Here is a 12577-nt window from a genome sequence, read left to right as displayed (position 1 = left end):
CATAACACTGGACACTCCCGCATTCAAAGAAAAAAAGCCTGACCTCCCATTAAAGAAGGTTCAGACTTGTTCGATATTATTTGTCCCAATTTTCCAGCGGGCTCACTAATGACAAGGAATGTTCCGTAAAGATTTGATTTGCCAATTCATTGACAGTATCCTCAGTCACTTCGTCAATCTTGATGATGATATCATCAAGGGAACGGTGCTCACCCAACATAAGCTCATTTTTTCCGTTCCGGCTCATGCGGCTATTCGTGCTTTCAAGGCTGAGCATCAAGCTTCCTTTAAGTTGCTCTTTGCTATTCCGTAATTCCTTTTCCGTAATGCCATCCCTTTTTAAAGTATCCAATGTTTCCTGAATGGTTTCATACAGGCTGTCAAGCTGATTTGTGCCTGTCCCCCCATATACTGTCACCATACCGCTATCTTGATAGCTGGAATGATAAGAGTAAACGGAATAGGCAAGGCCGCGCTGCTCCCTGACGTCCTGGAATAGACGGCTGCTCATGCTTCCCCCAAGGATATTATTCAAGGTAATCAGGCTGTATGTTTTATCATTGCCGATTTCCAATCCGTTGTAACCAAGGCATAAGTGGGCTTGTTCCGTATCTTTTTTACGGGTGATCCTATTTTCGTGGAAGGAAGGTTTGACCAATTCAAGACGGTCATCCCCTCCTTGATAAGAGCCAAAGTAGCTTTCGACTTCCTTGATCAATTTTTCATCCACATTCCCAGCAATGGACACGACTACCTTATCGGGTGTATACATGTCATGGACGTATTTTTTTAATGTATCACTATTGAAGGTTTCAAGCGTATTTTCCGTCCCTAGTATTGGATAACCAAGGGGGTGATTTTCATATACAGCCTTGCTTAAGAGGTCATGGACAATATCATCTGGTGTGTCTTCGTACATTTTTATTTCTTCATAGACGACATTTTTTTCTTTTTTCAATTCTTCCCCATCAAATGTTGAGTTGAAGAACATATCAGCCAGGATTTCAAGCGCATAGCTTGCATGGTTATCCATTACTTTAGCATAATAGCATGTATATTCTTTTGAAGTGAATGCATTCACCTGTCCACCGATACTGTCGAACGATTCGGCAATTTCACGCGCATTTCTCTTAGTTGTCCCTTTAAAGAACATATGCTCCAGAAAATGTGAAACCCCATTCAATTCTGGCGTTTCATTTCTTGAACCTGTTTTGATCCATACTCCAATTGCCGCTGAACGTACAGTTGGAATATTTTCCAATACAATCCTAACTCCATTTTGACACGTGTATTTCTTAATCAACTAACATTCCTCCCAATCATTCTATGCTGATATCGTTACCAATACATTATGGATTCGATCGCTCTTCATCTACTGCTTCCGAAACGGTAACAACATCTAAATCTTTCTTTTTTATTTCAATTATTAACGTTTCCAATGATTTTGCAGTAGATTCAGTCGGATGCATCAATATAAATGCTCCAGGGTGTACCTTAGAAAGCACTCTTTGTTGAAGGACTTCAGGGCTTGGCTTTTGCCAGTCGATCGTATCCACACTCCACATGGCGGTCTCCATACCGAAAGAATCCGCGATTTTCACCGTTTCATCCCGGTAGCTTCCACTTGGCGGTGCGAACCATTTCATTTTCAAACCTGTCACAGCTTCAATGACTTCATTCGTTTTTCGAATTTCCTCACGTGTAGCTTGTGCGGATATGTTTTTCATATCTGGATGTGAATAAGAATGATTTCCAATTTCGTGCCCGCCACCCTTAATCATCTTGGCCAATTCTGGATTTTTCTTGGTCCAATTACCTTCAAGGAAAAACGTGGCCTTAACATTATTCTTTTTTAACACGGCCAACATATCTTGTAGGTATTCATTCCCCCAGGCCACATTGATTAAAAATGATACCACTGGCTTTTCGGGATGGGCCCGGTAAATGGGCGCCGGCTCCAGATCCTCCATATGTATCTTTGCAGGGACCTGCTGAAATACCAGCTTATTCTTATCGAACACGCCCTCCTTCTTCATGGCTTTATACGAATCATCAATATTTACCTTCAGGCCGTTATATGCAGGAACGGTTTTCCAAACAGAATCTATTCGTGCATCCTGTGGTGCAATCTCATATTTTTTTGTTGATTCTTTTATTTGTAAAAGAAGCTCGTCTTCTTGCTTCATAGAAGCAACTGAATCATCGGTTAATTGGGTCAAATAAATTTGTGTATATGGATTTTGCACTAATAACCATGATATACCTGCAATGGCACTTATCGCAACTATCTGCTTCCATTTATTATTCATTTTTTACGCCCCCTTCATACCAAAATGTATGAAGAAAACGGACAAGGTAGAACATGACATCCTTTTGACGCCATTCTCCCAATGGATATTCCAATACCTTTAAACAAAAAAAGCATGCAGATTCACAAGGAATCGCATGCCGGATTTCTATTTTTCATTACGATTGAGAAGGGTTGGCTGCCTCTTTTTGCTCTTTCAAGACTGCTTTACGGGAAAGGTTAACCCTTCCTTGCTTATCGATCTCAGTGACTTTGACCAATAATTCATCGCCAAGTGAAACGACATCTTCCACTTTTCCGACTCTTTCTTCAGCCAGTTCAGAAATATGTACCAAACCGTCTTTACCATTGAAGATTTCAACGAAGGCACCGAACTTTTCGATACGTTTAACTTTACCTAAGTATAGTTCGCCCACTACGACTTCACGTACGATATCTTCAATGATTTTCTTCGCTTTTTGAATCATTGGTTCATCAGTGGAAGATATGAATACCGTTCCATCTTGTTCGATGTCGATTTTCACGCCAGTTTCTTCAATGATTTTGTTGATATGTTTTCCGCTCGGTCCAATGACATCACGGATCTTATCCGGATTTATGGACATTGTAACGATTTTTGGAGCATATTTAGATAACTGCTCACGCGGTTGATTGATCGTTGACATCATTGATTCCAAAATGTGCATCCGGCCATGTTTGGCTTGAAGTAAAGCTTCTTCAAGAATCTCTCTTGAAAGTCCTTCAATCTTAATATCCATTTGTAGGGCAGTAACACCTTTTGAAGTCCCTGCGACTTTAAAGTCCATGTCTCCCAGATGATCTTCCATACCTTGAATATCCGTTAAGATTGTATAGTGCTCACCTGATTTGACTAGGCCCATGGCAATACCGGCAACTGGAGCTTTCAATGGAACTCCGGCATCCATCATTGCCAAAGTGCTTGCACAGATACTTGCTTGTGATGTTGATCCGTTCGATTCAAGGACTTCAGATACAAGTCTGATTGTATATGGGAAGTCTTTATCGTTTGGAATGACAGGCTCCAATGCTCTTTCACCAAGTGCACCGTGACCGATTTCACGGCGTCCTGCCCCACGGATAGGACCAGTTTCACCTACACTGAAATGCGGGAAATTATAGTGATGCATAAAACGTTTTGACTCTTCGGTCCCAAGTCCGTCCAGAATCTGCACATCACCAAGTGCACCTAATGTACAGATGGATAGTGCTTGGGTTTGTCCGCGTGTGAACAATCCGGAACCATGTGTACGGGGCAGAATGGTGACTTCAGATGATAATGGTCTGATTTCGTCAGGATTACGGCCATCCGGGCGCACTTTTTCTTCCGTGATCAAACGGCGGACTTCGGATTTAACCAATTTATTAAGGATTTCTTTAATTTGCTTTAATTTTTCTTCATCAGTTTCTTCTTCATAATGAACCAATACACGATCTTTTACTGCTTTGATCGCGTCTTCACGAGCATGTTTTTCCTGAACTTGTACAGCTTTGTTCAAGTCTGCTTCACATAGGCCTTTCACTTCTACTTCCAGTTCAGCATCCACTTGGTATAAAGTGACCTGCATTTTTTCCTTGCCGATTTCAGCAACGATTTTCTCTTGGAATGCAATGATCTTCTTGATTTCATCATGTCCGAACATGATTGCTTCAAGCATTGTTTCCTCTGGTACTTCATTCGCTCCGGCTTCAACCATGTTGATGGCATCTTTAGTGCCGGCAACCGTCAGATTGATGTCACTTTTAGCTAATTGGTCAACAGTAGGGTTAATAATGAATTCATTATTGATTCTCCCCACTACAACTCCAGCAATCGGACCTTCGAACGGAATATCGGAAACTGAAAGTGCAAGGGAAGAACCTAGCATGGCTGCCATTTCCGTAGAGCAATCTTGATCGACACTCATGACCATGCTGATGATCTGAACATCGTTCCTGAAGCCATCGGCGAAAAGCGGACGGATCGGACGATCGATTAAACGGCTTGCAAGAATTGCCCTTTCACTCGGTCGTCCTTCACGTTTGATGAAGCCTCCCGGAATTTTACCGACTGCATAAAGTCTTTCTTCGTAGTTGACTGTCAAAGGGAAGAAGTCAACATTTCTAGGTTCCTTCGAAGCTGTCGCAGTACTTAATACAGCAGTTTCTCCATAACGGACTAAAACTGCCCCGTTCGCTTGTTTGGCTAATTGCCCTATCTCTACCGTTACATTACGGCCGGCCCAGTCAAATGAATACGTATGTTTTTCCTGTCCCATTTATTAAACCCCTCTCTGAATCTTCACTTAGAGGCTTAGTTTACCTAAACCTGTATTGGATTAAATCATTTATATGTGAAAGTAACTAAACTCGAGTTAAAACCAAACTATTCCTATTATGCACGAAAAAAACAAGCATTAACAGTAAAATGAATAAAAATTTCATTCATTTGATTATGTATATCCTGATCATTTATAAATGGAAAAGGACCCGGCTCCTGCCGAGTCCCAAGGACGAAGGCCCAGCCTTAAGTAGAACACGTCCAAATCATTTGATTAACACCAAAAAAGCGGGAAATTTCCCGCCTTCCTGAAAAAATTATCTACGTAGACCTAATTTGTTAATTAGTGTACGGTAACGAGTAACGTCTTTGTTACGTAGGTAAGTTAAAAGATTACGACGTTTACCTACCATTTTTAGAAGACCGCGACGTGAATGGTGGTCTTTTTTGTGTGTGCGTAAGTGATCGTTCAAGTTGTTGATTTCTTCTGTTAATACTGCGATTTGAACTTCTGGAGATCCAGTGTCAGTATCGTGAGTTCTGAATTCTGCGATAAGTTCGTTTTTGCGTACTTGTGTAATTGCCATGTTATTATTCCTCCTAAAATTCTGTAAAATCACCAATTACCGAGCCAGCGTCGGAGTCTCGACTAGCCAAGCAATGGTTATTCTCATACATACAATAGAATACATGTTTTTCGTCAAAATTGCAAGTCTTGTCTTTTATGCTTCAAGCTTTGCAAAATAGGCTATTGCATTTTGCTTATCCGTTTCGATCTGTGCGACCAATGCTTCAAGTCCGGAAAATTTCTGCTCACTACGAAGTCTTGTATGCCATTCAACCGAAACCTGGTTGCCATAAATATCTCCCGAGAACTCCAAGGCATGGACCTCTACAGTGGGATATTTAGGTTTTTCCTCGTGGAACGTAGGTTTGTATCCGACATTGCAAACCCCGTTATACCATTTACCGCTTATTTTGATCCTGACGGCATACACGCCTGCAGCAGGGAAGATATAATCGTCACTTACTTCAATATTAGCGGTGGGGAAACCCAACTTCCTGCCCCGCTTTTCACCGTGAACGACATGACCTTTCGTTAAATAGCGTCGTCCAGCCAAATGATAAAAGTCGGAGAAGTTGCCATTACCGAGAGTTTCCCTGATTCTCGTCGAGCTGACCTTTTCATCTTCAAGTGTCTGTTTTGCAACGACTGTCTGCGAAAATCTGCCCTGTGCGTAAACAGGCAAATCTTCCATCGACCCTTGACCATAGCGACCGTATGAATAATCAAAGCCTGCAACTACATGACGGACATTCAGCCCGGCAATGTATTCGTCAACGAACCGTTCCGGCAGTACCGAAGCAAATTCCTTGCTGAAATGGACAATGAATAAATAATCGATCCCCATCGACTCTATGATATCCACCTTATCTTCAAGTGGAGTGATATAGCGGATATTTTCCGTTTTCCTACCCAGTACTGCAGAAGGATGCGGGTCAAATGTCATGACTGCTGACTTAAGATTCATTTCATCGGCTTTTTGCTTGGCGGTTTGAATGACAATTTGATGGCCTTTATGTATGCCATCAAAAAATCCAAGCGCCATTACAAGCTCGGGAAAATCATCCGTATTAAATTGATGAGGATGCTCTATTGCGATCACTTTCACCTTTCAATCTCCTCTTTCCGGCGGTAAAACGGTCTATATTTCTTGTGCCAATACTTTTACAGGTTTAATTAATCCCTCTTTTGTCGGATGTATTTGATAAATGGCAATGGCCTTATCTGCTGGATCGACCATCACAAATGGCATTCCTTTTTCAACAACAACATCCTTTGTTTGTTCCAATACCGCGCCGTTAAGTACTTTCTTTGCTACTTTATCACTAATCTGAAATTTGGGCAAATGAAATAATCCCCGCTCCAAAGGCAACAGAAATTCATCCGTTTGACCATTTTCCATGAACTCTTCCACTTCAGAAAATGTGAAACAGTCCTCCTGCTTAAAACCTGCTGATTCAATACGCGTCAAGTCTGACATATGAGCAGGAAAACCCAGTTCTTCCCCCATCATGACTGCAAGTGTCCGAATATACGTTCCTTTGCTGCAATTTACGCGAAAACGAAAAGATATGGTTTCCCCTTTAAATTCAGAACGATCATCGAGAAGGGTAATATCATAGATGGTGACCTCCCTTGTCGGCCTCTCCACATCTATCCCTGCACGGGCATATTCATATAATTTCTTCCCGTTCACCTTTACCGCTGAAAACATCGGCGGCGTCTGTTCAATTTTTCCAGTCAATGATTCAAGCACTTCCAGAATCCGTTTACGCTGAATCACTTGATCAATCTTTTTCTCTTCGACTTTTTCTCCGCTTGCGTCTTCAGTTGTCGTTGAAAAACCAAGGGTCACTTCTCCTTCATAAGCTTTACCGGCTTCTGTCAGATATTCGGCTATTTTTGTTGCCCTGCCAATACAAATAGGTAAAACCCCTGTTACATCAGGATCTAAAGTACCTGTGTGACCAACCTTTTTTGTCTTTAAAATCTTTCTTAATTTAAAAACACAATCATGGGATGTCAATCCCTTGGGTTTCCATAATGGAAGAATACCGTTCACGCTTTCACCTCATCTTTTATAAAACACCTTAAACGATTATGAACCCCGTCCCGAAAGGTGTCTTTCCTTTTTTCATATTCGGTTTCAAAAAAAAGAGACCGACTTCAAGAAGTGCAAAGCACTTATTGAGTCGGCCTCCTTTTACTGCTTGCTTATTCCTCGTCTTTTTCAGCCGGTTTATCCTCTGAATTGATTTGGGAAATCAACGACTCGATACGATTACCATAATCGACCGATTCATCAAATTCAAAAAACAGCTCAGGGGTTTTGCGCAGGCGGATTCGCTGCCCAATTTCTGAACGCATGAATCCTTTTGCCTTAGCTAGACCTTGCAGGGTTTTCTCCCTTTGTTCCTGGTCACCCAAAACGGAAATATAAACTGTTGCCTGTTGTAAATCGCCTGTAACCGCGACATCCGTCACTGTAACAAATCCGATTCTTGGATCTTTAATTTTTCGGCCGATAATTTCACTCAGCTCTTTTTTCATTTGTTCGCCAACACGATTTGAACGAAGGCTCATAATATCACCTCGATAGCCTAAAGCCAGTCTATATCTGTTATTGTTCGCTCTAGTTCCGGAAAAGAATCTAGAAATTTAAGGGCATTTTGAAGTTCCCGTTCAGTAGCCTTCCTTGAGGATGTTACGGTTACGATTGAAATCTTTGTCCGCTGCCATAAATCCTGAAAATCGGTCTCTGCTACAGAAATATTGAACTTCTGCTTAAGCCGTGTCATGACACGCTGAAGCACGGCCCTTTTTTCTTTTAAAGAATGGGTGTCATGGATGATGCATTCACATTGGACGGAGCCAACGATCATTTACGTTCGATCTCTTCCATTACATACGCTTCAATTACATCGCCTTCTTTAAGGTCGTTGTAATTTTTAATCGTAATACCGCACTCATAGTTCGTTGCCACTTCTTTAACATCATCTTTAAAACGTTTCAATGCATCAATTTCACCTTCGTAAATGACGACACCTTCACGAATTAAGCGAATTCCGCTATCACGTGTAATTTTTCCTTCTGTAACGTAAGAACCGGCAATCGTACCAACCTTAGATACTTTGAAAGTCGTACGAACCTCAGCCTGACCGATAATTTTTTCTTCGAATTCAGGGTCAAGCATCCCTTTCATAGCCGACTCGATCTCTTCGATCGCTTTATAGATGATGCGGTGTAGACGGACATCAACATTTTCTGATTCAGCTGCACGCTTCGCATTCACGTCAGGACGGACGTTAAATCCGATGACGATCGCATTCGAAGCTGTAGCAAGGATGATGTCAGACTCTGTAATGGCACCAACGCCTATGTGAATGATTTTAACTTTAGCGCCTTCCACTTCTATTTTATTCAGGGAAGCGGCTACTGCTTCTGCAGAACCTTGAACATCAGCTTTTAGAATGATGTTCAATTCTTTTATTTCCCCTTCTTTCATTTGTTCGAACAAAGTATCCAGGGTTACACGGGATTTCTCATTACGTTGTGAAGCAAGTTGTCTCTGTGCACGCACTTCCCCAACTTGACGGGCCGTTTTCTCATCTTCAAAGACGATGAAACGATCGCCGGCTTGCGGCACTTCGTTCAATCCAGTGATTTCAACCGGTGTTGAAGGACCTGCATCCTTAACACGGCGTCCAAGATCGTTGACCATCGCACGAACACGTCCGAATGTATTACCGATAACAATCGGATCCCCAATTTTCAACGTTCCGTTTTGAACAAGCAATGTGGCAACCGATCCGCGCCCTTTATCCAAACGTGCTTCGATAACCGTTCCATTTGCTTTACGAGATGGATTCGCTTTATACTCCTCCACTTCACTGACAAGAAGAATCATTTCAAGCAAGCTATCGATACCCTCACCGTTCTTAGCTGAAATTGGTACGAAAATTGTGTCTCCGCCCCATGCTTCAGAAACTAAACCATGTTCTGTCAATTCTTGCATGACACGGTCCGGATTGGCAGCTTCTTTATCCATCTTATTTACAGCGACGATAATTGGAACTTCTGCCGCTTTAGCATGGTTGATCGCTTCAATCGTTTGAGGCATGACGCCATCATCCGCAGCGACGACAAGAATGGTGATATCGGTAACTTGTGCACCGCGGGCACGCATTGTTGTAAACGCAGCATGACCTGGTGTATCAAGGAATGTTATTTTCTTATCGTTAACTTTAACTTGATAAGCACCGATATGCTGAGTAATTCCGCCCGCTTCGCCTTCAGTGACTTTTGTATGGCGTATAGAATCAAGCAATGTCGTTTTACCATGGTCAACGTGACCCATGATCGTCACGACAGCCGGACGTTCAATCAAATCTTCAGAAGCATCCTCAGTGACAAGTGATTCAAGGTCTGTTAGATCGACACGAATCTCTTCTTCGGCCACTACACCGTATTCCGCACAAATCAATTCAATTGCATCTTTATCCAAAGTTTGGTTGATAGTTGCCATAACACCAAGCATAAAGAGCTTTTTAATGATTTCAGAAGGTTCACGGTGAAGTTTTTTTCCAAGTTCCATAACCGTCAAAGACTCATAAAACGTAATTTTCTCTGGAAGTTCTCTTTCTTTACGTTTTGTAACAGGTGCCTGAGGCGCTTGTTGTCTTTGTTTATTATTTTTATTCTTGTTATTGCGACCTTTGTTGAACTGGCCGCCAGTTGGTTTTTTCGTCCCTACAGGTTTAACTGGTGGTTTCTTCTTCAGTTTTTCTTTATTGACAGTGCTCTTTTCATCCGCTTCGGCTTCGTACTTCGCAACCGTAGCGTTAGCTTTTGGCTCTTGGCTTTTATCTTCGTTTTTAGGTTTGATTGAATCGTTTAATTTATTTACAGTTGAATCGTCTAATGCTGTCATATGGTTTGTTACCTCTATATTCATTTCTTTAAGTTTATTTATTACATCCTTGCTTGAAACGTTCTTTTGTTTTGCATATTCATATACACGCAATTTTGTCATACGTTCACCCCCGTAAAATTTAATCGAGCAGCGTTCGGAGTTTTTGTGCAAAACCTTCATCCAGAACTGCGACGGCAACTCTAGCATCCTTACCTATCGCATGGCCGAGCAATGACCTGCTTTCGACTCTTTTTAAAGGAACCTGATAAAATGCGCACTTATCAGATATTTTTTTTTCAGTGTTTTTTGAAGCGTCCGCGGATAAAATAACAACTTTGGCATTACCGCTTCTAATCTCTTTAACCACTAATTCTTCACCCGAAATTAGCTTGCGTGCTCGATTGGCCAAACCTAATAGAGACATCCATTGTTGTTGTTGGGTCATGGTGTTAGTTTTTCTCCTTATTCACTAATTCGAGCAATTGTTCATAAAGGGAAGAATCGATTTGGGTACTAAGGTGATTAGCCAGCACATTTTTCTTTTTGGCCAGCTCGATAACATCCCGATCAAGAGTCAAATAAGCTCCCCTTCCAGATTTCTTACCGGTCGGATCCAGGCTGACTTCCCCTTCTTTAGATCGAACGATGCGAATGAGTTCTTTCTTCGGCTTCATTTCGCCTGTCGCCACACATTTACGCATCGGGATTTTTTTTCGGTTATTCATCTTTTTTCACCTCGAATTACTCGTTATCCTCTTCGAAATCTGTTTCCTCTTCAGTAACATAACTATCTCTGCTCAAAAGGAATTCCTGTTCTTCCACAGGATATATACCAGCTTCGCGGGCTTCCGTTTCACTCTTGATATCAATTTTCCAGCCTGTAAGCTTGGCAGCTAAACGGGCATTTTGTCCACGCTTACCAATTGCCAGGGAGAGTTGATAATCCGGTACGATTACAGTCGTCGCCTTTTCCTCTTCTTTAACAATGACCTCAAGTACTTTTGAAGGGCTTAAAGCATTCGCAACGAAAATGACCGGATTCTCCGACCATTTGACGATATCGATCTTTTCACCTTTCAATTCGTTGACGATGGCCTGAACACGCTGGCCTTTTTGGCCTACACAGGAACCGACAGGATCGACTTCTTCGTTATCGGAGTGCACGGAGATTTTTGAACGGTCGCCTGCTTCGCGGGCAACTGACTTGATCTCGACTGTTCCATCGAAAATTTCAGGCACTTCGATTTCGAATAAACGTTTTAAAAGGCCAGGATGTGAACGGGATACAAAAATTTGCGGACCCTTGGAAGTCTTTTCAACTTTAGTGATGAAAACTTTAATGCGGTCATGCGGTTTATATTGTTCATTCGGCATTTGCTCATTCACCGGGAGCAAAGCCTCGATTTTACCTAAGCTCACATAAATGAATCGGGAATCCTGGCGTTGAACGATACCAGTCATGATATCCTCTTCACGATCGATGAATTCGGCATAAATGATGCCCCGTTCCGCTTCACGCACCCTTTGAGTGACGACTTGTTTTGCTGTTTGTGCAGCAATACGGCCGAAATCCTTAGGTGTTACTTCCATTTCGACAACATCATCTAACTGATAGTTGGGATCAATTGCTCTTGCTTCTTCAACAGAAATTTCCAGACGCGAATCGAACACTTCGTCAACAACGTCTTTTCTGGCAAATACACGCATTGTTCCTTTACCAAGATTCAAGTCGATACGTACATTTTGTGCTTGGTTAAAGTTACGGCGATATGCCGATATTAGGGCAGATTCAATCGCGTCGATCAAAACCTCCCTGGAAATTCCTTTTTCGTTTTCTAAAATATAGAGAGCATCCAATAACTCATTGCCCATGGTGATCCCCCTTACGGATATTTAAATTAATGATTTGCTTGACTTAAGCGAAGGTAATCGCCAATCTTGCTTTGGCTACCTTTTCGAATGGTATGACGATCGTTTTCTTTCTTGTCTTGATTCTGACTTCGATTGTCACTTCTTCACCATCGAAACTGGTTAAGATTCCTTCGAATTCTTTTTCATCTAAAATGGGCTCGTATGTTTTTATGTAAACATTTTTACCGATAGCATTAAGGAAATCCTTCTCTTTTTTCAGAGGCCTTTCAGCTCCGGGTGATGAAACTTCGAGAAAATAATTTTGTGGAATCGGATCAACCTCATCAAGCTTTTCACTGAGTTTTTCACTCACATTTCCGCAATCATCAATATCTACGCCTGTTTCTTTATCAATGTACACTCGAAGGAACCAGCTTTTACCTTCCTTCACATACTCCACTTCGACTAATTCAAGCTGCAATTCTTCAAGAATTGGTAATGCTAATTCCTCTACGACTTCCGTTACCTTTTTACTCATTTGTTTCCTCCATACGTGCGTTGTATGCGCTTGGTTTCGGATTCAAAATAAATGGTCATTACAACACGAAAGAGTGGGTTTCCCCACTCTTGCCATTGGTTCCTCTTAGTATTTCCAATAAAAAT

At 41.7% G+C, this 12577-nt stretch carries 13 protein-coding genes; all 13 read right to left on the bottom strand.

Annotated features, from left to right (window positions below):
• Window positions 1–76 precede the first annotated feature (76 nt).
• Window positions 77–1303: a M16 family metallopeptidase gene (locus tag AC2YHV_RS19305; protein ID WP_057278395.1), complete on the bottom strand. Its 1227-nt coding sequence runs from the start codon at window positions 1301–1303 to the stop codon at window positions 77–79.
• 46 nt (window positions 1304–1349) lie between these two features.
• Entirely contained in the window at window positions 1350–2309 is a 960-nt protein-coding gene (locus tag AC2YHV_RS19300) for a polysaccharide deacetylase family protein (protein ID WP_034313591.1), read from the bottom strand.
• A gap of 157 nt (window positions 2310–2466) precedes the next feature.
• A complete protein-coding gene (gene pnp, locus AC2YHV_RS19295; protein ID WP_487373867.1) occupies window positions 2467–4584 on the bottom strand; it encodes a polyribonucleotide nucleotidyltransferase in 2118 nt (705 codons plus the stop codon).
• A 319-nt stretch (window positions 4585–4903) separates the two neighbouring features.
• Window positions 4904–5173, bottom strand: coding sequence for a 30S ribosomal protein S15 (gene rpsO, locus AC2YHV_RS19290; protein ID WP_034313598.1), 270 nt, complete (start codon window positions 5171–5173; stop codon window positions 4904–4906).
• A gap of 135 nt (window positions 5174–5308) precedes the next feature.
• Window positions 5309–6259: a bifunctional riboflavin kinase/FAD synthetase gene (ribF, locus tag AC2YHV_RS19285; protein ID WP_057278396.1), complete on the bottom strand. Its 951-nt coding sequence runs from the start codon at window positions 6257–6259 to the stop codon at window positions 5309–5311.
• Window positions 6260–6292: 33 nt separating this feature from the next.
• The gene (gene truB, locus AC2YHV_RS19280) at window positions 6293–7213 is read right to left on the bottom strand and encodes a tRNA pseudouridine(55) synthase TruB (protein ID WP_095678838.1); all 921 of its coding nucleotides are present in this window, start codon (window positions 7211–7213) and stop codon (window positions 6293–6295) included.
• 152 nt (window positions 7214–7365) lie between these two features.
• The gene (rbfA, locus tag AC2YHV_RS19275; RefSeq protein WP_034313607.1) at window positions 7366–7734 is read right to left on the bottom strand and encodes a 30S ribosome-binding factor RbfA; all 369 of its coding nucleotides are present in this window, start codon (window positions 7732–7734) and stop codon (window positions 7366–7368) included.
• 17 nt (window positions 7735–7751) lie between these two features.
• On the bottom strand, window positions 7752–8033 hold the full coding sequence (locus AC2YHV_RS19270; RefSeq protein ID WP_034313609.1) for a DUF503 domain-containing protein: 282 nt from the start codon (window positions 8031–8033) through the stop codon (window positions 7752–7754).
• Window positions 8030–10183 carry a translation initiation factor IF-2 gene (gene infB, locus AC2YHV_RS19265; RefSeq protein WP_053534384.1) on the bottom strand — a complete coding sequence of 718 codons (2154 nt, stop codon included), beginning with the start codon at window positions 10181–10183 and terminating at the stop codon, window positions 8030–8032. The genes AC2YHV_RS19270 and infB overlap by 4 nt, the downstream gene beginning before the upstream one ends.
• A 19-nt stretch (window positions 10184–10202) precedes the next feature.
• Window positions 10203–10508 carry a YlxQ family RNA-binding protein gene (locus AC2YHV_RS19260; RefSeq protein WP_034313614.1) on the bottom strand — a complete coding sequence of 102 codons (306 nt, stop codon included), beginning with the start codon at window positions 10506–10508 and terminating at the stop codon, window positions 10203–10205.
• Window positions 10509–10512: 4 nt separating this feature from the next.
• The gene (gene rnpM / locus AC2YHV_RS19255; protein WP_034313617.1) at window positions 10513–10788 is read right to left on the bottom strand and encodes an RNase P modulator RnpM; all 276 of its coding nucleotides are present in this window, start codon (window positions 10786–10788) and stop codon (window positions 10513–10515) included.
• 16 nt (window positions 10789–10804) lie between these two features.
• Window positions 10805–11935: a transcription termination factor NusA gene (gene nusA, locus AC2YHV_RS19250; RefSeq protein WP_057278398.1), complete on the bottom strand. Its 1131-nt coding sequence runs from the start codon at window positions 11933–11935 to the stop codon at window positions 10805–10807.
• 43 nt (window positions 11936–11978) lie between these two features.
• Window positions 11979–12452, bottom strand: coding sequence for a ribosome maturation factor RimP (gene rimP, locus AC2YHV_RS19245; protein ID WP_057278399.1), 474 nt, complete (start codon window positions 12450–12452; stop codon window positions 11979–11981).
• Between the last annotated feature and the right edge of the window lie 125 nt (window positions 12453–12577).

The sequence above is a fragment of the Peribacillus sp. SRI_006 genome, assembly GCF_057586375.1.
The sequence above is the reverse complement of the archived record's forward strand: the minus strand, read 5'-3'. Positions and strand labels throughout refer to the sequence as shown.